The organism is Streptomyces sp. NPDC058145 (assembly GCF_042884245.1).
In the GTDB taxonomy this organism is placed as follows: domain Bacteria; phylum Actinomycetota; class Actinomycetes; order Streptomycetales; family Streptomycetaceae; genus Streptomyces.
Genome location: NZ_JBHVUH010000011.1, coordinates 42,051 through 66,201 on the forward strand (window position 1 = coordinate 42,051; position 24,151 = coordinate 66,201).

Annotated in this window: 22 protein-coding genes, 1 pseudogene and 1 riboswitch; of the genes and pseudogenes, 14 read left to right on the plus strand and 9 right to left on the minus strand. The window is 70.0% G+C overall.

What is annotated here, in order from left to right; translation table 11 throughout:
* Positions 1-378 precede the first annotated feature (378 nt).
* Positions 379-633 (plus strand): annotated as a pseudogene (locus ACFVVO_RS24775) (transposase); the annotation flags it as partial.
* Between the two features lie 55 nt (positions 634-688).
* On the opposite strand, the gene ACFVVO_RS24780 reads toward ACFVVO_RS24775, so the two are convergent.
* The 6 genes from ACFVVO_RS24780 to gcvT all read right to left on the minus strand — a co-directional run bounded on the left by ACFVVO_RS24780 (position 689) and on the right by gcvT (position 6,804).
* Positions 689-1,594: a nucleotidyl transferase AbiEii/AbiGii toxin family protein gene (locus tag ACFVVO_RS24780; RefSeq protein WP_390057788.1), complete on the minus strand. Its 906-nt coding sequence runs from the start codon at positions 1,592-1,594 to the stop codon at positions 689-691.
* A complete protein-coding gene (locus ACFVVO_RS24785) occupies positions 1,587-2,201 on the minus strand; it encodes a type IV toxin-antitoxin system AbiEi family antitoxin domain-containing protein (protein ID WP_390057789.1) in 615 nt (204 codons plus the stop codon). The genes ACFVVO_RS24780 and ACFVVO_RS24785 overlap by 8 nt, the downstream gene beginning before the upstream one ends.
* Before the next feature lie 240 nt (positions 2,202-2,441).
* Positions 2,442-3,809: an L-serine ammonia-lyase gene (locus ACFVVO_RS24790; RefSeq protein WP_390057790.1), complete on the minus strand. Its 1,368-nt coding sequence runs from the start codon at positions 3,807-3,809 to the stop codon at positions 2,442-2,444.
* Between the two features lie 81 nt (positions 3,810-3,890).
* On the minus strand, positions 3,891-5,168 hold the full coding sequence (glyA, locus tag ACFVVO_RS24795) for a serine hydroxymethyltransferase (RefSeq protein WP_390057791.1): 1,278 nt from the start codon (positions 5,166-5,168) through the stop codon (positions 3,891-3,893).
* A 14-nt stretch (positions 5,169-5,182) separates the two neighbouring features.
* Positions 5,183-5,560 carry a glycine cleavage system protein GcvH gene (gcvH, locus tag ACFVVO_RS24800; protein WP_199212090.1) on the minus strand — a complete coding sequence of 126 codons (378 nt, stop codon included), beginning with the start codon at positions 5,558-5,560 and terminating at the stop codon, positions 5,183-5,185.
* 116 nt (positions 5,561-5,676) lie between these two features.
* Complete coding sequence (gene gcvT / locus ACFVVO_RS24805) at positions 5,677-6,804, minus strand: glycine cleavage system aminomethyltransferase GcvT (protein ID WP_390057792.1); 1,128 nt, start codon at positions 6,802-6,804, stop codon at positions 5,677-5,679.
* Positions 6,805-6,963: 159 nt separating this feature from the next.
* Positions 6,964-7,061: riboswitch (glycine riboswitch) on the minus strand.
* 178 nt (positions 7,062-7,239) lie between these two features.
* Between gcvT and ACFVVO_RS24810 the strand changes: the two genes are divergently transcribed.
* From ACFVVO_RS24810 to ACFVVO_RS24855, 10 genes are all read left to right on the plus strand, one after another.
* Positions 7,240-7,917 carry an AAA family ATPase gene (locus ACFVVO_RS24810; protein ID WP_390057793.1) on the plus strand — a complete coding sequence of 226 codons (678 nt, stop codon included), beginning with the start codon at positions 7,240-7,242 and terminating at the stop codon, positions 7,915-7,917.
* Positions 7,918-7,982: 65 nt separating this feature from the next.
* Positions 7,983-8,777, plus strand: coding sequence for an enhanced serine sensitivity protein SseB (locus ACFVVO_RS24815; RefSeq protein ID WP_390057794.1), 795 nt, complete (start codon positions 7,983-7,985; stop codon positions 8,775-8,777).
* A 214-nt stretch (positions 8,778-8,991) separates the two neighbouring features.
* Positions 8,992-9,777 carry an enhanced serine sensitivity protein SseB C-terminal domain-containing protein gene (locus ACFVVO_RS24820; protein ID WP_390058015.1) on the plus strand — a complete coding sequence of 262 codons (786 nt, stop codon included), beginning with the start codon at positions 8,992-8,994 and terminating at the stop codon, positions 9,775-9,777.
* Between the two features lie 349 nt (positions 9,778-10,126).
* Positions 10,127-11,125: an ABC transporter permease gene (locus ACFVVO_RS24825; protein ID WP_390057795.1), complete on the plus strand. Its 999-nt coding sequence runs from the start codon at positions 10,127-10,129 to the stop codon at positions 11,123-11,125.
* A 39-nt stretch (positions 11,126-11,164) separates the two neighbouring features.
* Positions 11,165-12,934 carry an ABC transporter substrate-binding protein gene (locus ACFVVO_RS24830; RefSeq protein ID WP_390057796.1) on the plus strand — a complete coding sequence of 590 codons (1,770 nt, stop codon included), beginning with the start codon at positions 11,165-11,167 and terminating at the stop codon, positions 12,932-12,934.
* 72 nt (positions 12,935-13,006) lie between these two features.
* Positions 13,007-14,014, plus strand: coding sequence for an ABC transporter permease (locus ACFVVO_RS24835; protein WP_390057797.1), 1,008 nt, complete (start codon positions 13,007-13,009; stop codon positions 14,012-14,014).
* On the plus strand, positions 14,011-15,105 hold the full coding sequence (locus tag ACFVVO_RS24840) for an ABC transporter ATP-binding protein (RefSeq protein WP_390057798.1): 1,095 nt from the start codon (positions 14,011-14,013) through the stop codon (positions 15,103-15,105). The genes ACFVVO_RS24835 and ACFVVO_RS24840 overlap by 4 nt, the downstream gene beginning before the upstream one ends.
* Positions 15,102-16,712 carry a dipeptide ABC transporter ATP-binding protein gene (locus tag ACFVVO_RS24845; RefSeq protein ID WP_390057799.1) on the plus strand — a complete coding sequence of 537 codons (1,611 nt, stop codon included), beginning with the start codon at positions 15,102-15,104 and terminating at the stop codon, positions 16,710-16,712. Before ACFVVO_RS24840 ends, ACFVVO_RS24845 begins: the two co-directional genes overlap by 4 nt.
* 96 nt (positions 16,713-16,808) lie before the next feature.
* Complete coding sequence (locus ACFVVO_RS24850) at positions 16,809-18,200, plus strand: M1 family metallopeptidase (RefSeq protein ID WP_390057800.1); 1,392 nt, start codon at positions 16,809-16,811, stop codon at positions 18,198-18,200.
* A gap of 47 nt (positions 18,201-18,247) precedes the next feature.
* Entirely contained in the window at positions 18,248-18,907 is a 660-nt protein-coding gene (locus ACFVVO_RS24855; RefSeq protein WP_390057801.1) for a trimeric intracellular cation channel family protein, read from the plus strand.
* Here the strand turns inward: ACFVVO_RS24855 and ACFVVO_RS24860 are convergent.
* Positions 18,816-20,126 (minus strand): alpha/beta hydrolase, encoded by a 1,311-nt coding sequence (locus ACFVVO_RS24860; RefSeq protein ID WP_390057802.1) that lies wholly within the window; start codon positions 20,124-20,126, stop codon positions 18,816-18,818. The genes ACFVVO_RS24855 and ACFVVO_RS24860 overlap by 92 nt on opposite strands.
* Before the next feature lie 177 nt (positions 20,127-20,303).
* Here ACFVVO_RS24860 and ACFVVO_RS24865 point away from each other — a divergent pair, with 177 nt between their 5' ends.
* Complete coding sequence (locus ACFVVO_RS24865) at positions 20,304-21,167, plus strand: thioesterase family protein (RefSeq protein WP_390057803.1); 864 nt, start codon at positions 20,304-20,306, stop codon at positions 21,165-21,167.
* Here ACFVVO_RS24865 and ACFVVO_RS24870 read toward each other — a convergent pair.
* Positions 21,154-21,750, minus strand: a complete 597-nt coding sequence (locus ACFVVO_RS24870; RefSeq protein WP_390057804.1) for a TIGR03086 family metal-binding protein — start codon at positions 21,748-21,750, stop codon at positions 21,154-21,156. The genes ACFVVO_RS24865 and ACFVVO_RS24870 overlap by 14 nt on opposite strands.
* 101 nt (positions 21,751-21,851) lie before the next feature.
* Between ACFVVO_RS24870 and ACFVVO_RS24875 the strand changes: the two genes are divergently transcribed.
* The gene (locus ACFVVO_RS24875) at positions 21,852-22,832 is read left to right on the plus strand and encodes a helix-turn-helix transcriptional regulator (protein WP_390057805.1); all 981 of its coding nucleotides are present in this window, start codon (positions 21,852-21,854) and stop codon (positions 22,830-22,832) included.
* A gap of 140 nt (positions 22,833-22,972) precedes the next feature.
* Positions 22,973-23,356 carry a hypothetical protein gene (locus tag ACFVVO_RS24880; RefSeq protein WP_390057806.1) on the plus strand — a complete coding sequence of 128 codons (384 nt, stop codon included), beginning with the start codon at positions 22,973-22,975 and terminating at the stop codon, positions 23,354-23,356.
* Positions 23,357-23,389: 33 nt separating this feature from the next.
* On the opposite strand, the gene ACFVVO_RS24885 is transcribed toward ACFVVO_RS24880, so the two are convergent.
* Complete coding sequence (locus ACFVVO_RS24885; protein ID WP_390057807.1) at positions 23,390-24,016, minus strand: TetR family transcriptional regulator; 627 nt, start codon at positions 24,014-24,016, stop codon at positions 23,390-23,392.
* Between the last annotated feature and the right edge of the window lie 135 nt (positions 24,017-24,151).

The window sequence follows — 24,151 nt, forward strand, 5'->3', positions numbered from 1 at the left end:
CCCGCCGCTCCCCGTGCTCTCGTGCGCCTCCTGATGCTCCGGCGCCGCTGCCGTCCCGCCCCAGTGGGGGGCCGGGCACCCCCCCCCGGCCCCCCCCCCACGACGTGGGTGCTAGCACTCGATGATGTTCACCGCGAGCCCGCCCCGGGCCGTCTCCTTGTACTTCACCGACGTGTGGGCCGCTTTTGATCAGGAGCGTGACCTGTGGGTTTGACATGGGTAGATCCAACTGGCGTCACGTCAGGGCCTTTTCAGGGACTTCATACCGACGGTTGCTTCAACGGCATCCGGTGTACGTGCCGGTGAGCGGGATGGTGACGCACCGGTGCGTTTCGCACTACTGGTACGAGCCGGTGGTGGGAGTGGTGGGAGTACGTACTGCTACTTCCGGGGGTTGCGTCCAGGGAAGTGGTGTACGGGTTCGACCTGACGTTCGCCGACGCCCTCATGTCCGCGGAGGCCGACGCTCTCTGCAACGCCGAATACGGCCAGGTCAGCGAGGAACGCGTCAACCACCGCAACGGCTACCGCCCACGCGAGTGGGACACGAGGGCAGGCACGGTCGAGCTCGCCGTCCCCAAGCTGAGGCAGGGCAGTTACTTCCCGCACTGGCTGCTCGAACGGCGCCGCCGGGTCATTGACGCTTCGGGGGCGTGAGGCATCTCCTGCGGCTCGCTGGGGAGTTGGATCACATCCACGTACTGGCTGAGCTGTTCCAACCACGTGTGGCGGCATTGCCTGCGAGCAGTGGGTCCGCGAATGTGATGACTAGGCCGACCACGTCAGTGAAGAGATTCGGATAGCCGGCCGAGGAAGGACCCTGTCGGCGGCGCCAGGCGGCGTAGGAGGATTGGCGGCGCTCGGCGAGGTCGGTGATCGCGGCGCTGAGGGGCTTCAGCTCGATGCCACGGTGTGTGGCGGTGGCGGTCAGTGCTGCGGCCAGGTCTTCGCCGTTGAGATTGTTGAGCGTCAGCAGGCGGTAGAGGTCCGCGTAATCCCGATCGCGGGTGTTGAGATCGCCGAGCGAGATGGCGGTGGAGAGCTTCTCGGCGATGACGGTGGCGAGCGGGTAACCGAAGAGTTGGAAGCTGTCCGTGGTGAGCTGCTGCGGGTAGTTGATGATCTGAGGTCCGGGAGTGATGGGGTCGCCGAAGCTGATGTCCAGTTGGAGCTTGAGACGCGCACGGGCGATCGATGCGGCCATGGACAGCCGTAGGCCGTGATACTCGTCCTCCTCTCGGATGGGTACGGTTCTGAGCGTGGCGGAGTCGTATGCCACGCCGTCGTCGACCTCAGTGGTGGCGATCGCGGCGATTCTGCGGATGATCTCGGCTTCCTCGCCGGAGAACGCGCGGCCAAGGATGTCGATGTCACGGGTCATCCGGCGGGCGCCGAACTGGGCGAGCAGAAGGCCGCCCTTGAGGATGAATTGCTCGCGGCCGAGGGGGATGCTGCCAGGCGGTAGAGGAATCGTTCGAGTACATACTCGACCATGACCTCGTCCGTTGAACGGCCGTTGCGACGAGCCAGATTGCGCAGGTCGTTGTAGACGCGGCCTGCGGTGGTTTCCCGAGTTGGGTTGACCATCAGGCAAGCACCGCCTCTACGGCGGGGCGGATGACGGAGAGCGCGCCCAGCTCGCGGGCGATGAGTTGGAGTTCGCCGACCCCGCTCCGTCCGCTGCGACGTAGGTAGCGGCCGAGCGCGGACAGGGCCATGGTCTCGCCGATTCTGCCACGGTGGCGCATCGCGTCGACGACGCTGCGGGCGGCGTTGTATGTGGGAATGGTCTCTCCCGGTGCAGCCTCGAACCGTTCGACGCCGAGGTTGAACGTCTTCGCCGCGTACTGCGCCACCACGGTCGGAGGATAAGAGATCGTGGGACGGCGTGATCCGCGTGGTACGGCGATGTGTACGGCGCTGGGGATGTCGTCGATCAGCTCGTGCAGAGCCAGGGCGGACTCCCCGCACAGGACAGCGCGAGGCGCCCGCGTACACACGGCCAGTAGGTCTGCGTATGCGGTCTCCGACGCGTCTGCCCGCCGGTACACCCCACGGGACAGTTCGTCTATCTCCCCTTCGGTGACCAAGTGCGCCAGATCCCGAGCGGAGAGCAGGGCCTGACGTGCCTGCGCTGTCGTGAACGTCGGGGAGAGGTCAGCCAGCCGCTGGTCCAGGCGCGAGATTTCCGCAGCGCTCATGTATCGAATGATACCCCTCTAGTTGGCCTAAGGGATCGATTGGATACATCCAGATGGCGGGGGCGGAGCTCCCGTCGTTGACTATGCGCCACGAACCCGCAGGTCAGACGCCCATCCCATGGGATTTTCCGGGGACTTTCACGTCTGTCCCAGGGAGATTCCGGGGACTTTCCGCTGCGTAAGCAGGGAAGGCCCTGACAGCGCTGAAAGAAGCTAACGCGCTGGTCAGGGCCTACGGCCTCAGCACTCGATGATGTTCACCGCCAGCCCGCCCCGGGCCGTCTCCTTGTACTTCACCGACATGTCGGCGCCCGTGTCCTTCATGGTCTTGATGACCTTGTCCAGGGACACCTTGTGCGAGCCGTCGCCGCGCATCGCCATCTTCGCCGCCGTGACCGCCTTGACCGCGGCCATGCCGTTGCGCTCGATGCAGGGGATCTGGACCAGGCCGCCCACGGGGTCGCAGGTCAGGCCGAGGTTGTGCTCCATGCCGATCTCGGCCGCGTTCTCCACCTGCTCGGGGCTGCCGCCGAGCACCTCGGCGAGGGCGCCCGCGGCCATGGAGCAGGCGGAGCCGACCTCGCCCTGGCAGCCGACCTCGGCGCCGGAGATGGAGGCGTTCTCCTTGAAGAGCATGCCGATGGCGCCGGCGGCGAGCAGGAAGCGGACCACGCCGTCCTCGTCGGCGCCCGGCACGAAGTTGATGTAGTAGTGCAGGACTGCCGGGATGATGCCCGCCGCGCCGTTGGTCGGGGCGGTGACCACGCGGCCGCCGGCCGCGTTCTCCTCGTTCACCGCCATCGCGTAGAGCGTGATCCACTCCATCGCGTGCGCGAGCGGATCGCCCTCGGCGCGCAGCTGGCGCGCCGAGACGGCCGCGCGGCGGCGCACCTTCAGGCCGCCGGGCAGGATGCCCTCCCGGCTCATGCCCCGCTGGACGCACTCGCGCATGACCCGCCAGATCTCCAGCAGGCCCGCCCGGATCTCCTCCTCGGTGCGCCAGGCGCGCTCGTTCTCCAGCATCAGGGAGGAGATCGACAGACCCGTCTCCCGGGTCAGGCGCAGCAGCTCGTCACCGGTGCGGAAGGGGTACTTAAGGACCGTGTCGTCCAGCACGATGCGGTCCGCGCCGACCGCGTCCTCGTCCACGACGAAGCCGCCGCCGACCGAGTAGTACGTCTTGGAGAGCAGCTCCGCGCCGGCCGCGTCGTACGCCCACACCGTCATGCCGTTGGCGTGGTAGGGCAGCGCCTTGCGGCGGTGCAGGACCAGGTCGTCGTCGTAGGAGAACGCGATCTCGTGCTCGCCGAGCAGCGAGATCCGGCCCGACCGCCTGATCCCCTCCACCCGCTCGTCGGCCGACTCCACGTCCACCGTGCGCGGCGAGGCGCCCTCCAGACCGAGCAGCACCGCCTTCGGGGTGCCGTGGCCGTGGCCGGTGGCGCCGAGCGAGCCGTACAGCTCGCAGCGCACCGCGGCGACGGAGCCCAGCAGGTCCTCGTTGCGCAGTCTGCGGGCGAACATGCGCGCCGCGCGCATCGGGCCGACCGTGTGGGAGCTGGACGGGCCGATGCCGATCGAGAACAGGTCGAAGACCGAGATGGCCACGGGAACTCCTCAAGACGGGGTGGTGCGGGTGCGGCACCGCGCACACGTTCCAGTGTGCGCGGTGCCCGGTGAAACACGGACTTACTTGTTCAGGCCCGGGTACAGCGGGTGCTTGTCGGCCAGGGCCTTCACCCGGGCCTTCAGGCTCTCCACGGCGGCGCCCTCGAAGGGGGCGGGCGCCTTCAGGGCCTCGGCGATCACGTCCGCGACGTCGGCGAAGTCCTCGGCCGTGAAGCCTCGGGTCGCCAGGGCAGGCGTACCGATGCGCAGACCCGAGGTCACCATCGGGGGACGCGGGTCGTTCGGGACGGCGTTGCGGTTGACCGTGATACCGACCTCGTGGAGGCGGTCCTCGGCCTGCTGCCCGTCCAGCTCGGACTCGCGCAGGTCCACCAGGATCAGGTGCACGTCCGTACCGCCGGACAGCACGTTGACCCCGGCCTCGCGGGCGTCGGCGGCGGTCAGCCGCTCGGCGAGGATGCGGGCACCCTCCACCGTACGGTGCTGGCGCTCCTTGAACTCCTCCGAGGCGGCGACCTTGAAGGAGACCGCCTTGGCCGCGATCACGTGCTCCAGGGGACCGCCCTGGAAGCCCGGGAAGACGGACGAGTTCAGCTTCTTCGCGAAGGCCTTCTTCGCCAGGATGACGCCGCCGCGCGGGCCGCCGAGGGTCTTGTGGGTCGTGGAGGTGACCACGTCCGCGTACTCGACCGGGTTCGGGTGCAGACCCGCCGCGACCAGGCCCGCGAAGTGCGCCATGTCGACCCACAGGTACGCCTCGACCTCGTCGGCGATCCGGCGGAACTCGGCGAAGTCGAGCTGACGCGGGTACGCCGACCAGCCGGCGATGATCACCTTCGGGCGGTGCTCCTTGGCCAGCCGCTCGACCTCGGCCATGTCGACCAGGCCGGCGTCGTCGACGTGGTAGGCGACCACGTTGAACTGCTTGCCGGAGAAGTTCAGCCGCATCCCGTGCGTGAGGTGGCCGCCGTGCGCCAGGTCCAGGCCGAGGATGGTGTCCCCGGGCTGGGCGAGGGCGAACAGCGCCGCCTGGTTCGCGGAGGCGCCGGAGTGGGGCTGGACGTTGGCGTACTCGGCGCCGAACAGCTCCTTGATCCGGTCGATCGCGATCTGCTCGGCGACGTCGACGTGCTCGCAGCCGCCGTAGTAGCGGCGGCCCGGGTAGCCCTCCGCGTACTTGTTGGTCAGCACCGAGCCCTGGGCCTCCATCACCGCGAGCGGCGCGAAGTTCTCCGAGGCGATCATCTCCAGCGTCGACTGCTGGCGGTTCAGCTCGGCGTCGACCGCGGCGGCGATCTCCGGGTCCAGTTCGTGCAGGGACGTGTTCAGGACAGTCATACGGCTACGACTCCTCAGCCGGCGTTCTGGGCGGTGTACTCGTCGGCGGAGAGCAGGTCGGCCGGCTCCTCGGTGACGCGTACCTTGAACAGCCAGCCGCCCTCGAAGGGGGCCGAGTTCACCAGCGACGGGTCGTTGACGACGTCCTCGTTGACCTCGGTGATCTCACCGGTGACCGGCGAGTAGAGGTCCGAGACCGACTTGGTCGACTCCAGCTCGCCGCAGGTCTCACCCGCGGACACCGTGGCACCGACCTCGGGGAGCTGGGCGTAGACCACGTCGCCGAGCGCGTTGGCCGCGAACTCGGTGATGCCGACCGTCGAGACGCCGTCCTCGGCGGCCGACAGCCACTCGTGCTCCTTGCTGTAGCGCAGCTGCTGGGGGTTGCTCATGGCCTGAATTCTCCTGTACGCGCGGGAGTGCTGATGAATGGGGGACTGCTGGGCCTGCTGCTGAGCAGCGGGGATGTGCGCAGGGTCATGCCCGGTGGACGGACCGCGCTCAGTGTCTACTTCTGGCGCTTGTAGAAGGGGAGCGCCACGACCTCGTACGGCTCGTGGCTGCCCCGGATGTCCACGCCGACACCCTCGGCGCCCGGCGCCGCGTGCGCCGCGTCGACGTACGCCATCGCGATCGGCTTGCCCAGGGTGGGGGAGGGGGCGCCGGAGGTGACCTCGCCGATCACCGTGCCGCCCGCGACGACGGCGAACCCGGCGCGCGGCACCCGGCGGCCCTCGGCGACCAGGCCGACGAGCTTGCGCGGCGGGTTCTGCTCGGCACGGGCGGCGGCCTCGGTGAGCGCCTCGCGGCCCACGAAGTCGCCCTCCTTCTCGAACTTCACCACCCGGCCGAGCCCGGCGTCGAAGGGGGTCAGGGAGGTGGTCAGCTCGTGCCCGTACAGCGGCATGCCCGCCTCGAGGCGCAGGGTGTCCCGGCAGGACAGTCCGCACGGCACCAGGCCGGCGCCCTCGCCCGCCTTGGTCAGCGCCTGCCACAGCTCCACCGCGTGCTCCGGCTTCACGAACAGCTCGAAGCCGTCCTCGCCGGTGTAGCCCGTGCGCGCGATCAGGGCGGGCACGCCGGCGACGGTGCCGGGCAGGCCCGCGTAGTACTTCAGGCCGTCCAGGTCGGCGTCGGTCAGCGACTTCAGGATGCCGGGGGACTCGGGGCCCTGGACCGCGAGCAGCGCGTAGGCGTCCCGGTCGTCGCGCACCTCGGCGTCGAAGCCCTCGGCACGCTCGGTCAGCGCGTCCAGCACCACCTGGGCGTTGGAGGCGTTGGCGACGACCATGTACTCGTGTTCGGCCAGCCGGTAGACGATCAGGTCGTCCAGGATGCCGCCGTCGGCCTGGCAGATCATGGTGTAGCGGGCTCGGCCGACGCCGACGGAGGCGATGTTGCCCACCAGGGCGTAGTTCAGCAGGTCGGCCGCCTGCGGCCCGGTCACGGTGATCTCGCCCATGTGGGAGAGGTCGAAGAGACCGGCCTTGGTCCGCACCGCGAGATGCTCGTCGCGCTCGGATCCGTAACGCAGCGGCATGTCCCAGCCGGCGAAGTCGGTCATCGTCGCACCGAGCGAGCGATGCAGGGCATCGAGCGCGGTACGGCGCGGTCCAGTGGGTTCGGTACTGCTCATCGGTCGGTCGTCTCCCAGGGTGCAGGTATGACAGGCGAGGAACGTTCCTCCCCATCTGTCATCGGAACCTGAGAGGTTCGCCATGATCCTCGCGAGGAGTGGTCACGGCTTGCACCTTGGGTGGAGCCACTGTCGCAGCGGCCCGCTTTTCAGATGTGCCTCGCCCGCGCGGTAACGGGGCCTGAGAGATTCAAGGGAGGGACTTGCTCCTTCGGCGTCCCAGCGGAGCTGGCTGGGAACTCTCCCGCGCGGATTCAAGCGGCCGGTATGCAGTTGGCGCGCACATCATTGCACGCCGCGCCCCGCCCCGTCAGGGCCCGCATCTGTAACCGAGCTGTGGCAGTACGCGCACCCAACCGCTGGACCGACGCATTACCTTCTCTTTACATTCAATGGGCAAAGGGTCTCCGAGCCCACAAGGGGAGGACGATGACGGTGAACAGGACCACTGCCTACGCCGCCACCACCGGTCTCGCGGTGCCGAAGCCGCCCTCCGCCCCGGCCCGCGAGCGCTGCGCCGAGCGTCCCGCCCCGGTCGTCCGCGACCTGCGCGAGCGCGCCGGGCGCAGCCCGCACGACCTGCTCTTCGGACCCCACGACCTGGTGGTGATCACCGGGCTGCCCGGCAGCGGCAAGTCCACCCTGATGCACCGCGCGGTCCCCGGCCACCGCGTCGACTCCCAGGACACCCGCGACCGCTGGGACGCCCGCGCGCCCCGCTTCCTCCCTTACGCGCTCTACCGCCCCCTGGTCCGGCTCTCCCACTACGCCGGACTGCGCCGCGCCCTCGGCACCGGCGAGGGAGTCGTCGTGCACGACTGCGGTACCCAGGCATGGGTGCGCGGGTGGCTGGCCCGCGCGGCCCGGCGCCGCGGCGGCACCCTGCACCTGCTCCTGCTCGACGTCACCGTGGAGACCTCCCGCGCGGGCCAGCGCGAGCGCGGCCGCGGTGTCTCCCGCTACGCCTTCCGCCGCCACCGCCGGACGGCGGCCCGTCTGCTGCGCGCGGTGGAGCGCGGAGAACTGCCCGCCGGCTGCGGCTCGGCGGTGCTGCTGGACCGGGACGCCGCGGACGTGCTGCGCCGCATCGGCTTCGCCGGCCGATCCGGCTGAGCGTTGTCACGGCCACCCGCTAGCCTTTCGGACCACAGCAGTGGTTCCCAGCAGGCGGCAGGCAGATGGACTTCTCGGCGGCGGACCTTCCCGCGGACTTTCCGGCACAGACGCACCCCCACCCGCACGGCGGTTGGCCCGGCAACGAACTGGAGGAGGTGCTCTCGGCCTCCCTCGGCATACCCGGCGCGGGCGGCCGGATCGCCGAGGTACTGGGCCGCAGCCTGCTGTGGATCCCGCTGCCCAACGGCGGCGGCCCGCACAGCGGCCCGCTGGACCTGCCCACGATGGAGATCGAGGGCCAGGTGTACGTCCCGGTCTTCAGCTCCGAGGAACAGCTCCGCCTGGCCGCCGGCTCCCACATGTCGTACACGGTCGCCCCGGCGGTGGAGTTCGCCCGGGGTCTGCCCCCGCAGGCGGGCATCCTCGTGAACCCCGACGGAGTGGTCGGCCTGCCGCTGCCGCCCGAGGCGGTGGCCGAACTCTGCCGCACCGGCCACACCCCGCTGGACGGCCCGGCCACCGGTGGCCGGGTCCGTCTCTTCGAGCCGGACTGGCAGGACGACCCGGTCGACTTCCTCTCCGCCGCCTCCGCCGAGTTCGCCGGCACCGGTGTGGTGGTCACAGCCCGCCGCTGCCTCGCCTCCGTGGAGACGGCCGACCCGGTGATGTTCGTGGGCGTGGAACTCTCCCAGTGGGAGGACGACCTGCGGGCCCTTCCCCTGGAGGCCCTCGGCCGGGCCCTGGGCAGAGCCCCGGTCAAATGGCAGGTCAACCTCGTCCTCCTGGACGTCACGGACGACCCGGTAGCCACCTGGCTCAAATCCAACGTCCGACCCTTCTTCCAGTACGGCCACTGACCGGCGGGCTCGGGGACGGCCGACCTGACGGGCGCGGGGCCGTGCCGGTCAGCGCTCCGCCGCGGGGCGCGATCACCCCGCACGCACCCGCTCCCGCGCACGAACACAGGGCCCCGGGCCAACGGGCGCTTAAGCTGTCCCCAAACGCGGGGCACTGATAGAAGAAGGGCCGGTACGACAGGTGAGCGCGAGCCACAGCGGCAGCGTCGAGCACATGCTGCGCCAGGTCACCCCCGGCCGCTACGACGCCTACGAGGCACTGCTGCGCGCCCTCGCCACCCCCTCCTCCGGCCAGATCTGGATGCTGCTGTGGCACGGCCAGGCCGGCTCCCCGGACGCCCAGTACGGAAACATGGAGGTCGGCGGCTTCGGCTACGCCCCCTGTGTGACCTCCGCGCAGGAACTCTCGGCGAGTGGCTGGAACCGCTCCTACGAGGTGGTCGACGGGCTCGACGTGGCCCGCACCCTCTACCCCGACCACTACGGCCTCTGGCTCAACCCACACGCCCCGGGCGGCGGCGTCGGCATCCCCTGGCTGGACCTGCGCCGCATCGCCACCGGCCTGGACCGCCAGCCCGCCGGCCCCCTGCGGCTGTCGGAACCCGGCATCGACATCGCGCAGTTCTACGCCCTGCTCGTGCAGAACGCCCACCGCACCCCGGCCCTGCGCACGCTGCGCCGCGCCTGGGTGCAGCCCGCGCTCGGCGCGCCGTACCTCGCCATCGGCCTGGACGTGTACGACACCTCGCCCGCCGCCGTCGACTCGGTGCGCGCGATGATGCAGCAGTCCGTCGGCGCGGTGCCGGAGGGGCTGCCGGTGTCGACGGTCGCGATGACCGACGAATACGACCCGGTCGCGCTGTGGATGCGGGCCAACGCCCGCCCGTTCTACGACCGCGACGCGCACGCGGCCGTTCCCCAGCCGCAGCCGCAGGGCTCGCCGCAGCCCCAGGCGCCGGCCCCCGGTTACGGCTACCCGCCGGTCCACGGGGGCTACTGAACAACCGGGCCGGGTGGTCCGTCACTTGGACGGTGGTGGAGAATTCGTGTGCGAGACGGACTTCTCCGCGCGTAGAAGAGCGGTGATTCGCCCGATTAGGGCGGAAGTGCCGCTATGCCCCAAGTGTCCCTCGTCCGGTGGGCGTTACCCCGTGATCGGATAACGGAATCCCCTGGACTGCATCACGGTTGCGCATACTTTCCCCGTCAGCTCTGGCGGGTGATCGCAAAGAAGCTGAAGACTCGCGATTCAGACGCGAGGTCGAACCTCGCGATCGAGGCAAGTCGACAAAGCCGCAAACCGCGGCAGGCGCAGGCCGGTCACCACCGGCGAGAGGGGTCGGGTCACTGTGACCGCACCGATCGAGACCACCGGAGCTGCAGCCGAGGCACAGCCGGAAGCTGTGCTCGAGGGTGCCGGTAAGGGGCGGATCGAGGGTCGTTCCCTTGGACAGATCGCCTGGTCGAGATTCAAGAGGGACAAGGTCGCCGTGGCGGGTGCCGTCATCGTCGTCCTGCTCATCGCGCTGGCCATCCTCTCCCGCCCCCTGCAGGCCCTGTTCGGACTCGACCCCAACGCCTTCCACCAGGACCTGATCACCCCCGACACCTCGCTGCCCAAGGGCAGTTGGGGCGGCATGAGCATGGACCACCCGCTCGGTGTGGACCCGAAGTTCGGCCGGGACATCGCCACCCGCGTCCTGGAGGGCTCCTGGGTGTCGCTGGTGGTCGCCTTCGGCGCCACGATCCTGTCCAACGTGATCGGCGCCATCATGGGTGTCATCGCGGGCTACTACGGCGGCCGGGTGGACAACATCATCAGCCGCCTGATGGACACCTTCCTCGCCTTCCCCCTCCTGCTGTTCGCCATCGCGATCTCCGCCACGCTCCAGGGCGGCGCGTTCGGCCTCAACGGGCTCCCGCTCCACCTGAGCGTGCTCATCTTCGTCATCGGCTTCTTCAACTGGCCCTACCTGGGCCGGATCGTGCGCGGCCAGACCCTCGCCCTGCGTGAGCGCGAGTTCGTGGACGCCTCCCGCGGCATGGGTGCCAAGGGCCCGTACATCCTGTTCCGGGAGCTGATGCCCAACCTGGTCGGCCCGATCATCGTCTACTCGACGCTGCTCATCCCGACCAACATCCTCTTCGAGGCGTCCCTGAGCTTCCTCGGTGTCGGCATCCAGCCCCCGCAGGCCTCCTGGGGCGGCATGCTCCGCGAAGCGGTCACCTACTACCAGGTCGATCCCCAGTACATGATCGTCCCCGGTCTCGCCATCTTCGTGACCGTCCTGGCGTTCAATCTGCTGGGCGACGGTCTCCGCGACGCTCTCGACCCGCGCAGCCGCTGACGCCCTGCCACCACCCGAGAGCCCGAAAAGTTTCCGACAATGGAGGGGAAAGCACCCATCATGCGAAGGTCAGCGCTGGCCGCTATCGCGGCCATCGGCTCCGCCAGCCTGCTCGTTGCAGGTTGCAGCAAGGCCGATGACAAGAAGGACAACAACAGCTCGTCCGCCGGGGCCAACGCCGCGACCAAGGGTGTGGTCAACGCTTCCGACAAGAAGGGCGGCACGGTCACCTACGAGCTGTCCGACGTGCCGGACTCCTTCGACCCCGGCAACACGTACTACGCGTACATGTACAACCTCAGCCGGCTCTACGCCCGCCCGCTGATGACGTTCCAGCCCGGCGCCGGCGAGAAGGGCAACACCCTCGTCCCGGACCTCGCCGCGAGCAAGGGCGTCCCGAGCGACGGCGGCAAGACCTGGACGTACAAGCTGCGTTCGGGCCTGAAGTACGAGGACGGCTCGCCGATCACCTCGAAGGACGTCAAGTACGCCGTCGAGCGCTCCAACTTCGCGCGTGACGTGCTCTCCCTCGGCCCGAACTACTTCCAGCAGTTCATGGCCGGTGGCGACAAGTACAAGGGCCCCTACAAGGACAAGAGCGGCAAGGGCCTGTCCTCCATCGAGACGCCGGACGACACCACGGTCGTCTTCCACCTGAACCAGGCGTTCCAGGAGTTCGACTACCTCGTCGCCGCCCCGCAGACGGCCCCGGTGCCCCAGTCCAAGGACAAGGGCGTCGACTACGTCAAGCACATCGTGTCGTCGGGCTCGTACAAGTTCCAGAGCTACGAGGACGGCAAGCAGGCCGTGCTCGTGCGCAACGAGAACTGGGACGCGAAGACCGACCCGCTGCGCAAGCAGCTGCCGGAGAAGATCGTCGTCAAGCTGAAGGTCAACCCGGAGACCATCGACCAGGACGTCATGGCCGGTGACGCGATCGACCTGGCCGGTACCGGTGTCCAGGCCTCCACGCAGGCCAAGGTGCTCACCGACCCCGCGAAGAAGGCCGGCACGGACAACACCTACGGTGGCCGTCTCGTCTACATGGCGATCAACACCAAGGTGAAGCCGTTCGACAAGCCCGAGTGCCGCAAGGCCGTGCAGTACGCGATCGACAAGGTCTCGGTGCAGACCGCCGAGGGCGGCCCGATCCGCGGTGACGTCGCCTCCACCGTGCTGCCCCCGGACATCCCGGGCTACGAGAAGTCGGACGTCTACGCGAGCTCCGGCAGCAAGGGTGACGCGGCCAAGGCCAAGGAGCAGCTGAAGGCCTGCGGCAAGTCGTCGATCAGCACCAACATCTCGGCCCGCTCGGACCGTCCGCAGGAGATCGACGCCGCCACGGCGATCATCAACTCGCTGAAGAAGGCCGGCATCAACGCCAGCCTGAAGCAGTACCCGTCCGGCAAGTACTTCACCGACTACGCCGGTGTCCCGAAGTTCACCGAGAAGCAGAACATCGGTCTGATCATGATGCAGTGGGGTGCCGACTGGCCCTCCGGCTACGGCTTCCTGCAGCAGATCCTGAACGGCAAGGCGATCAGCCAGTCGGGTAACACCAACCTGTCGCAGTACGACAACAAGAGCGTCAACTCCCTGCTGGGCAAGGCGATCGGTACCCAGGACGACACCGAGCGCAACAGCCTGTACACGCAGATCGACAAGAAGACCATGGACGACGCCGTCCTCGTCCCGCTGACCTACTTCAAGGTCCTGCTTGCCCGCCCGCAGAACTACACCAACCTGGTTTCCACGGCGGCCTTCAGCGGTCAGTACGACTACCTCAACATCGGCGTCGCGTCGAAGTAGCAGCCCCGGAAGGCAGGTGAAGGCATTGGTGCCCGCGGGCTCAGCGGTCCGCGGGCACCAGCGCCGGTCCCCGTGATCTCGTACATCCTCCGCCGGACGTTCGCGGCAGTGATCCTGCTGCTGGTCGTCTCCGCGGTCACCTTCGCCATCTTCTTCCTGCTGCCACGGCTTGCCGGCCAGACAGCGGACCAGTTGGCGCAGCAGTACATCGGCAAGAGTCCGTCGAAGGCGGACATCGTCGCTGTCAAGCACAACCTCGGTCTGGACCAGCCTGTCTACGTCCAGTACTGGCACTTCATCAAGGGGATCGTGGCCGGCGCCACCTACGACCTCGGCCCCACCACGGTGCACTGCGACGCACCCTGCTTCGGTTACTCCTTCAAGAACCACCAGGCAGTGTGGCCGGAGCTCACCTCGCGTATTCCGATCACCCTGTCGCTGGCCGCGGGTGCCGCCGTGCTGTGGCTGGTCTCGGGCGTCGTGGCCGGTGTCATCTCCGCCCTGAAGCCGCGCTCGGTGCTCGACCGGACCTTCATGGGCATCGCGCTCACCGGCGTCTCGCTGCCCATGTTCTTCACGGGCAACCTGGCGATCCTGCTCTTCACCGTCCAGTTGCCGATCTTCGGCCGGACCTACGTCCCGCTCACCGAGAACCCCGTTCAGTGGGCCAACACGCTTTTCCCGGCGTGGTGTTCGCTCGCACTGCTGTACTCCGCCATCTACGCGCGGCTCACCCGCTCGGGCATGCTGGAGACGATGAACGAGGACTTCATCCGCACGGCCCGCGCCAAGGGCCTGCGGGAGCGCAGCGTCGTCACCCGGCACGGACTGCGCGCCGCCCTCACCCCGATCATCACGGTCTTCGGTATGGACCTCGGTCTGCTGCTCGGCGGCGCCGTGATCACGGAGTCGGTGTTCTCGCTGCCCGGTGTAGGCCAGTACGCGGTGCAGGGCATCACCGACAACGACCTGCCGAAGATCCTCGGCGTGACGCTGCTCGCCGCCTTCTTCGTCGTCTTCGCAAATCTCCTGGTGGACGTCCTCTACGCCGCCGCCGACCCGCGGGTGAGGCTCTCGTGACCGAACTCTCCAAGACCGGCGCCGCCGTGGGCGAGCCCACCTCCGCGTCCCAGCCCCCCAAGGCCTTCCTCGAGGTCCGCGACCTCAAGGTGCACTTCCCGACCGACGACGGCCTGGTCAAGTCCGTCGACGGGCTCAGCTTCTCGCTGGAGAAGGGCCGCACCCTCGCCGTCGTCGGTGAGTCCGGCTCCGGCAAGTCGGTCACCTCGCAGGCCATCATGGGCCTGCACCGGCTCGGCACCAGCGGCAAGAACGTGCGGATGACCGGCGAGATCTGGCTGGACGGCAAGGAACTGGTCTCCGCCGCCCCGAGCGAGGTGCGCAAGCTGCGCGGCCGCGAGATGGCGATGATCTTCCAGGACCCGCTGTCCGCGATGCACCCGTACTACAAGGTCGGCGACCAGATCGTCGAGGCCTACCGGGTCCACCACAAGGTCAGCAAGAAGGTCGCCCGCAAGCGTGCCGTCGAGATGCTCGACCGCGTCGGCATCCCCGAGCCGGCCAAGCGCGTCGACGGCTACCCGCACGAGTTCTCCGGCGGTATGCGCCAGCGCGCCATGATCGCCATGGCGCTGGTCAACAACCCCGAGCTGCTCATCGCGGACGAGCCGACCACCGCCCTGGACGTCACCGTGCAGGCGCAGATCCTCGACCTGATCCGGGACCTGCAGAAGGAGTTCGGCTCCGCGGTCATCATGGTCACCCACGACCTCGGCGTGGTCGCCGAGATCGCCGACGACGTCCTGGTGATGTACGGCGGCCGGTGCGTGGAGCGCGGGCCGGCCGCCCAGGTCTTCGAGCAGCCGCAGCACCCCTACACCTGGGGCCTGCTCGGCTCGATGCCCCGCATCGACCGCGACACCTCCGAACGGCTCATCCCGGTCAAGGGCCAGCCGCCGAGCCTCATCAACGTCCCCTCGGGCTGCGCCTTCCACCCGCGCTGTCCGTACGCGGACATCCCCAAGGGGAATGTCACCCGCACGGTGCGCCCCGAGCTGGAGCAGGTGAGCACCGGGCACTGGTCCGCCTGCCACCTCCCGGCCGAGGACCGTGAGCGGATCTGGACCGAAGAGATTGCGCCGAAGCTGTGAGTGAGACCAAGAAGACGGACGAGGCCGTGATCCCGCAGCAGGCGCAGGCCCCCGCGGGTGACTCGGCGGACCGTGAGGTGCTGCTCAGGGTCGAGGGCCTGAAGAAGCACTTCCCGATCAAGAAGGGCATTCTCCAGCGCCAGGTCGGCGCGGTGAAGGCCGTCGACGGGATCGACTTCGAGGTGCGCAAGGGCGAGACCCTGGGCGTGGTGGGCGAGTCGGGCTGCGGCAAGTCGACCATGGGCCGGGTCATCACCCGCCTCCAGGACCCGACCGGCGGCACGATCACCTTCGACGGCCGGGACATCACGCGGCTGCGGCCCGGGCAGATGCGCCCGCTGCGCCGTGACATCCAGATGATCTTCCAGGACCCGTACGGCTCCCTGAACCCCCGTCACACCATCGGCTCGATCGTCTCCGCGCCGTTCCGGCTGCAGGGCGTGGAGCCCGAGGGCGGGGTGAAGAAGGAGGTCCAGCGGCTGCTCGAGCTGGTCGGTCTGAGCCCCGAGCACTACAACCGCTACCCGCACGAGTTCTCCGGCGGCCAGCGCCAGCGCATCGGCATCGCCCGCGCGCTCGCCCTGAAGCCGAAGCTGGTCGTGGCCGACGAGCCGGTCTCCGCGCTGGACGTGTCGATCCAGGCGCAGGTCGTGAACCTCATGGACGACCTCCAGCAGGAACTCGGCCTCACCTACGTGATCATCGCGCACGACCTGTCGGTCGTCCGGCACGTCTCGGACCGGATCGCGGTGATGTACCTCGGAAAGATCGTCGAGCTGGCCGACCGCACCTCGCTGTACGAGGCGCCGATGCACCCGTACACCAAGGCGCTCATGTCGGCGGTGCCGGTGCCGGACACCAAGCGCCGGGGACAGAAGAGCGAGCGCATCCTGCTCCGCGGTGACGTGCCCTCGCCCATCGCCCCGCCCTCCGGCTGCCGTTTCCACACGCGCTGCTGGAAGGCGACGGACATCTGCCGGACGACCGAGCCGCAGCTTGTGGAGCTGAAGCCCGGCCAGCGGGTCGCCTGCCACCACCCGGAGAACTTCGCCGACCAGGCCCCGCAGGACACGGTCCTGCTGTCGGTGGCGAAGGAAGCGTCGGAACTGGTCCCGGACGCCGTGCTGGAGGAGTCGGCGGCGGCCGCCGAGGCCGCCGAGACGGACGCCGCGCAGAAGCCGGCGGCTGCCGAGGTGGACGCGGAGGAGAAGCCCGAGGCCGACGCCGCGGTCAAGCCGGCGGCAGACGCGGAGGAGAAGTCCGAGGCCGACGCCACGGTCAAGTCGGCGGCAGACGCGGAGGAGAAGTCCGAGGCCGACGCCACGGACAAGGCCGAGGCGGATGCCCCGGACAAGCCTGCGGCTGACGCGGAGGAGAAGCCCTCCACCGCCGAGACCGACGCGGCCACGGTCTCCGACGCCGACGCGGAGGAGAAGCCCGACGCGGTGAAGGAGTCGGCGGAGGCGGCCGAGGCCGTCGCCGAGGCCGGCTCCGTGAAGACCGGGCCCGGCGCCAAGACCTCGACCGGCAAGGCCGAGCCCGAGGCCGCCGCTCCCGCCGAGGAGCCCAGCGCCGAGACCGGATCCCAGGAGTCAACCGACAAGTAGCACATGACAGAACAGCAAAGTCATGTACATGCCTGAGCGGGAGAGTGCAGAGTCGTCCGTGTCCGACCACTGATCGGCACGCTCGAAGGGACGACCATGGCACTCTCCCGTTCGGCACGGTTAGGGACCCTCGCCACCGCGGCGGCCTCCTTCCTCCTCATCGCGGCGGCACCCGCCCCGACCGCCGGCGCGCCCGGCATCGGCGACACCTACTTCCCCGGGCTCGGCAACGGTGGCTACGACGCCCGCCACTACGACCTGGACATCGCCTACGCCCCCGGCACCGGCCGCCTAGACGGCCGTACCACCCTCACGGCACGCGCCACCCAGAACCTCTCCTCCTTCGACCTCGACCTACAGCGGCTGGAGATCACCCGGGTCGAGGTCGACGGCAGAAGCGCGCGCTTCACCCGGGACGGCGACGAGGTCACCGTCACCCCGCGCCACACCCTGCGCAAGGGACGCGAGTTCACCGTCTCCGTCACCTACGGCGGCATACCCGAACCGCTCGGCGGCCCCATCATCTTCGGCTCCGACTACGGCTGGATGAAGACGCCCGACGGCGTCTTCGTCGCCTGCGAACCGAACGCCGCCTCCACCTGGTTCCCGTCCAGCGACCACCCTTCCGACAAGGCCACCTACGACATCCGGATCAAGGCGCCCCAGGGCCTGACCGGTGTCTCCAACGGGCGGCTCGTCTCCACCCGCGACCGGGGCGGTTCGACGTACACGCACTGGCGGGAGAGCCGGCCGATGGCCACGTACCTCGCGACCGCCACCATCGGCAGGTTCGACGTGCGCACCGGCCGCACCCCGGGCGGCATCCCCATCTACGTCGCCATCGACCCCGTGCTGAAGAACAGCAACAGCGTCGACGTCTACGCCGTCACCGCCGCCGCCACCGACTACTGGTCCAGGATCTTCGGCCCGTACCCCTTCGAGGAGACCGGCGCCATCGTGGACGACATGCCCGAGGCCGGGTTCTCGCTCGAGGTGCAGAGCAAGCCCGCCTACTCGGCCGTGCGCAACGAGTCGACCATCGTGCACGAGCTGGCCCACCAGTGGTTCGGCGACTCGGTCAGCGTGGCGCGGTGGAAGGACATCTGGCTCAACGAGGGCTTCGCCACCTACGCCCAGTGGCTGTGGGCGGAGCACCAGGGCACCCGCTCGGCCCACGACTCCTTCCGCGCCGCCTACGACGCCCGCCCCGCCGACTCCTCCTTCTGGCAGATCAAGGTGGCCGACCCGCAGCGGGACACCATGTTCGCCTCCGCCGTCTACCAGCGCGGCGCGATGACCCTGCAGATGCTTCGCGAGCGGATCGGCGACCGGGCGTTCTTCAGGCTGCTGCCCGCCTGGACCCGGCTGCACCGGTACGGCAACGCGGAGACGGCCGACTTCGTCCGCCTCGCCGAGCGGATCAGCGGGCAGCCACTGGACGATCTGTTCGGCACCTGGCTGTATACGACAGGCAGGCCTACCCTCTGAGCCTGCACTTGTAAGGTGCACACCCTCTGACAGGTAAGAATGGCAGGGTGCAGCTCCAGCAACTCTTCAGTCCCTCCGTCCAGCACACGCTCGATGTCATCGGCATCTTCGTGTTCGCGATCTCCGGCGCGCTGCTGGCCGTCCGGAAGAACTTCGACATCTTCGGGATCGCCGTGCTCGCCGAGGTCACGGCGCTGGGCGGGGGACTGTTCCGCGACGTGGTCATCGGGGCCGTGCCCCCGGCCGCCTTCACGGACCTCGGGTACTTCCTCACCCCGCTGTTCGCCACGCTCGTGGTCTTCTTCCTGCATCCGCACGTGGAGCGAATCCAGGCGGCGGTGCTGGTCTTCGACGCGGCCGGCCTCGGCCTGTTCTGCGTCAGCGGCACGACCAAGGCGTACTCCTACGGCCTCAACCTGACCGCGTCGGCGACCCTCGGCCTGGCCACGGCGGTCGGCGGCGGTGTGCTGCGGGACGTGCTCGCCAACGAGGTCCCCTCGCTGCTGCGCTGGGACCGCGACCTGTACGCGGTCCCGGCCGTCGTCGGCGCCACCATGGTGGCCCTCTGCATCCGCTACGACGCCCTGACCCCGTTCACCAGCGGGCTCGCGGTCGTCACCGCCTTCGTCCTGCGGCTGCTGGCGATGAAGTTCCACTGGCGAGCGCCGCGTGCCTGGAACCGGCGGTCGACAGTGACCGAGGAGTAGTCCCGGCGGCCCCGTTTCCGGTGCCGGGGCCGGTGCCGCTGCCGCTCAGGGGTGCCGTGCCGGCCCCGGCGAGTGAGCCGTCCACGCCCCTGGCGCGGTTCTGGCCCATCTGCAGGGTCAGCCAGCGGAACACCTCGGGGACCTGCGGCCGCCACAGCGCCATGGTGTGACCCCCGGCGCTGCGCGGCAGGAACACCACGTGCACGGTCGTCGGCGCCTTGGCGACCGCCTGCAGCGCCGCGCCCGCCTGGTAGCCGTCGCCGGACTCGCCGGAGACGTAGAGGGCGATCCGGGGGGGCTCCGCCGCCTTGCGCAGCAGCAGGTAGGGGTTGTTGCGGGCGCGCAGGGCGGGGCTCTGGGCGGCCAGCGAGTTGCGCTCGCCGATCGGGTCGTTGTAGCCGGACAGGCTCACGGCGGCCCGGTAGCGGTCGGGGTGGGCCACGGCCAGCTTGACCGCGCAGTGCGCGCCGGCCGAGTAGCCGGCCACCGCCCAGCCCGACGGCGCCGGCTGGGCGCGGAAGTTGTCCAGGACCATCCTCGGCACGTCGACGCTGAGCCAGCTGTCGGCGTTGACCTGCCCGGGGACGTTGGCGCAGCCGGTGTCGACGCCGGCCAGCAGGTTGGTGCGCGGCGCGACCAGGATGAAGGGCGCCACCCGGCCGTCGCGCATCAGGGGCAGCACCTGTTCGTGCGCCCTGAGCGCGCCGAACCAGGCCTTCGCCGAGCCGGGGTAGCCCGGCAGCAGCTCCACGACCGGGAACTTCCGGTGGCGGTAGGCGGGTTCGCCGTACTGGGGCGGCAGCCACACGTAGACCTCGGCGTTCACGCCGGAGACCCGCCCCCGGAGCTGGGTGACGCGCACCCCGCCGGCCGCGCGCATCCCGGCGCCGTCGGCCGGCCCGAAGTCCTGCCCGACCCTGGGCAGCCGCTTCAGGGCGATCCCGCCGGTGCCGTCCCGGCCGAGGTCGGCGGCCTGCTGGACGTGGTCGCCGGTGCCGATGAGGTCGGCCCAGTTGTCGTACAGGCCGTTCTGGTTGTTGACCAGCACGAAGACCAGCGTGACGGCCGTGCCCTGGGCGAACAGCAGCATCAGTACCCGGGCCGCGGCGCGCAGCGGCTTCGGCCCGGGCGTCCTCGACCACAGCAGGAGCGGCAGTATGAGGGCGACCACGGACAGCACGACGATCGTGCAGAGGAACGGAGTCCCGGTGAGGCTCATATCCCCATAGAGGGTGATCACCGGCCGGGGGTTGTGGACGTGTCCGGACACTTACCTGGAAATTGCCGGAATCTCACCCGGGGGGCCCTCTTGCCTCGGCCGTGTGGCCGGGTGGCGTTCACTCGGCCACAGCAGCAAAAGCTACCGCTTAGTAATTTCCTGTTGTACCGTTCACCCATGCCAGAAGCAGCTTCCGCCCCCTCCCCGTCGCGGGCCGTGATCGGCGACAGCGAGTTCGACCGTGACACGGCGGTCACCCGGCGCGAGACCGGTGTCTACGACATCGACCTCTCGGCCGGCTGGACCATCATCAACGCCGTCAACGGCGGCTATCTGCTGGCCGTCCTCGGCAGGGCCCTCGCGGACACCCTCCCGCACCCGGACCCCTTCACCGTCTCCGCGCACTACCTGACCGCGTCCCAGCCGGGCCCGGCGGTCGTCCGCACGCAGACCGTCCGCACCGGCCGCACCCTCTCCACGGGCCAGGCCTCGCTCCTCCAGTACGACGACGAGGGCAACGAGGTCGAGCGGATCCGCGTGCTCGCCTCCTACGGCGACCTCGCCGGCCTGCCCGACGACGTCCGCACGACGGCCGCCCTGCCGGCGATCCCGCCGCTGGACCAGTGCTTCGGCCCCGAGGACGGCCCCGCCCCGGTCGAGGGCAGCTCGGCCATCGCCGACCGGCTGATGCTCAAGCTGGACCCCGCCACCCTCGGCTGGGCACTGGGCGCGCCCTCCGGCAAGGGCGAGATGCGGGCCTGGTTCGGGCTGGCCGACGGCCGCGACGCCGACCCGCTCTCGCTGCTGCTCGCGGTGGACGCGCTGCCGCCGACCGCCTTCGAGATCGGTCTCAAGGGCTGGGTGCCCACGGTGGAACTCACCGTCCACGTCCGGCACCGCCCGGCCCCCGGACCGCTGCGGGTGGCGATCACCACCCGCAACCTGGCCGGCGGATTCCTGGAGGAGGACGCCGAGGTCTGGGACAGCGCGGACCGGCTGGTCGCCCAGTCCCGGCAGCTCGCCCGGGTCAGGCTCGGCTGAGCGGAGCGCGGCCCAGCCACGCCGCCAGGCGCTCGTAGACACCGGCGCCCTCGGGGGCGCCGGTCCGGGCGGCGAACGGGGTGGCGGCATCCCGGGGCCGGGAGTCGGGCAGCACCCGGCGGGCGTTGGCGAGCGAGAACTCGGCCAGTTCCGGGTCGAGTTCCCCCGGGTGGCCGAGGGCCTCGGCGAGGTCCCAGGTATGGGTCACGATCTCCATCACGTAGCCCGACAGCGCCGCGTGGCCCGGGACCTCGCCCCACGGCACGCGCACCGTCGACACCATCCGCTCGTCGCTCTCCCAGGCCCTGAGCACCCGGACCCTGACCTCTTCGTAGGCCGCCGCCCAGCCGTCGTCGGCGACGCCGTCGGTGGACGGGTCGACGGCGAGCCCGTCGCCGCCCTCGCCGACCACCGCGATCCGCCGGGTGCCGCCGACGATGTGGCCGAGCAGGCCACGGACGTCGAACTCGGAACACGGGGTCGGCCGGGTGAGGTCCTCGGGGCGCACGGTCTTGATGAGTGCGGCCGCCTGCTCGGTGGCGCGGACGTAGTAGGGGCGCGGGTCGGTGAACTCGTTCGTCATGGTGTGCCTCTCGGTGAGTCGGTGGGCCGAGCATCCCCGGATAACCTGACACCTGCCGTCAACATTTGCGCGGGCCGGGACACGGGCGGGATTCTGGGCGCGTGAAGTCCGACCGGCTGCTGTCGATCCTGCTGCTCCTGCAGACCCGTGGGCGCGTTCCGGCGCGCGAACTCGCCGACCGGCTCGAGGTGTCGGTCCGCACCATCTACCGGGACGTCGAGGCCCTGTCGGCGTCGGGTGTGCCGGTGTACGCCGAACGCGGCCGGCACGGCGGCATCGAGCTCCTCGCCGGTTTCCGCACCGACGTCACCGGCCTGACCGCCGACGAGTCCCGGGCCCTGTTCATCCTGGCCGCGCAGGGCGCCCACGCGGCGCTCGGCCTGGACACGGCCCTCGGCTCCGCCCTGCGCAAGGTGATGGCCGCCCTGCCGGCACCGCACCGGCCCGCCGCCGAGGTCACCAGCCGACGCATCCTGGTCGACGCCACCCGATGGCTCGGCGGCCCCCAGCAGGCCGTGGACCTGGACGTGCTGCAGGACGCGGTCTTCTCCGACCGGCGACTCCGGCTGCGCTACCGGCACAGCGGGGACCGGGAGCCGTCCACGTACACCGTGGATCCCTACGGCCTGGTCGCCAAGGCGGGGGTCTGGTACCTGGTCGCCGACCGCCGGGGCGCGCCCCGGCTGTTCCGCGTCGACCGGGTGCGCTCGGCCCGTGCGCTCGACGATCCCGTGCGGCGGCGGCCCGGCGTCGAACTCGCCGACGTCTGGGAGGTGCTGCGCCGGCAGGTGGAGGAGCGGCCGGGGGACGGCATCGACGTTACCGTGCGGGTGCGGCGCGAACGCCTCGACATGTTCCGGCGCATGGCCGCCGCGCAACTGACCGAAGTCCCCGACGACGACGGGGCGAGCGACTGGGTGATGGCCCGGCTGTCGTACCCGGTGCTGCGCGCGGTGCGTCAACTGCTCGGGTTCTCCGACCAGGTGGAGATCCTCGGCCCGCCCGAGGCGCGCGCCGAACTGCTGCGGGCGGTCCGCTCCGTCACGGCCCTGTACCAGGACGCCGGTCCGGACGGCGGCTGAAGTGCCTGGTGGGCGGCGGCACTTGGGGCGCGCTTTACCCGACTGACAGCGCGGGGACAGGGGAGGCCCAAGAACGCCCTATGCGCCGCTGGTTCAGTGCCCGCCTCAGGTCTTCCTCATCCTCCGTGGAGCTGTCTCTCATGAAGCGTGCCCGCCTCGTCCCCGTCGCCGCCCTGCTGGCGCTCTCCCCGCTGCTGCTGACCGCGTGCGGCTCGGACGACTCGTCCTCCTCGACCGGCGGCTCCGGGCAGCAGGCCTGCCGGGCGCCGTCCGGCATGCCGACCGGCTCCGGCCGTCCTGGCGGGATGCCCTCCGGCGCGCCCTCGGGGGCCTCCACCGCGAGGCCGAGCGGTACGCCCACGGGGCTGCCGTCCGGCGCGCCCTCGGGGATGCCGGGCGGTACGCCGAGCGGTGCGCCCGGTGGCGGGCAGGGCGGCCCCGGGGGCGGGCAGGGCGGCGGCTGCGGCGGGCCCGGCGGGGGAGAGACCGAGGGGCGGACCGGGGTACAGGCGCAGCAGGGCTGACGGATCAGGAGCCGCCGGACCGGACCGCGCGGGTCAGTCCAGCCAGTGGTGGCGGCCGATGCTGATGAGCCGCAACTGCCGCCGGGCGAGCAGGGTGACGCGCTCCCGCTCGTCCTCCGGCGCCTCCAGCGTCTCCAGGAACAGGGAGGCGGTCAGCAGCATCTGGTCGACGTAGAGGTGCGCGAGCATCCGCAGGTCGTCGTCGTTCCAGCCGCGCGCCTCCGGGTCGTGGGCCAGCTCGGCCTTCACCTCCTCGGCGAAACGGGCCAGTTGGTCGCGGATGGCCTCCCGTACCGGCTGAACTCCGCCATGTCGTTCACGGGCGATGAATCGGACGTGTGCGGGGTACGCGTCTACGTGGCGGGCGATCAGTTCGACGGCGCGCGTGATGCGTTCCTCGCTGTCGCCGGCCGCGGACACCGTCGTCCGCACCATCGGATGCAGGCTGCCCAGCGCCTCGTCGACCAGGGCCACACCCAGGTCGGCGGTGGAGCGGAAGTGCCGGTAGAAAGCGGTCGGAGCGACCCCGACGGCGCGGGTGACCTCGCGCAGGCCGAGGCTGCTCAGACTCTGCTCCTCCAGCAGCGCGAGCGCCGCGTCCAGAAACGCCTGCCGCGTCTTCTGCTTCTGGGCCTGCCGGATGCCGAGGGTGTGACTCATGTCATCCAGTTAACAACTGTTCTCTGGAATTGGGAAGCCGCGAGAAGCGCTAGACTCGAAGTCAGTGAACAACTGTTACTACAACTGTTCACCGAAGGTTCACAGGAGAACAACACGAGGCATCTCGGAGGGGGG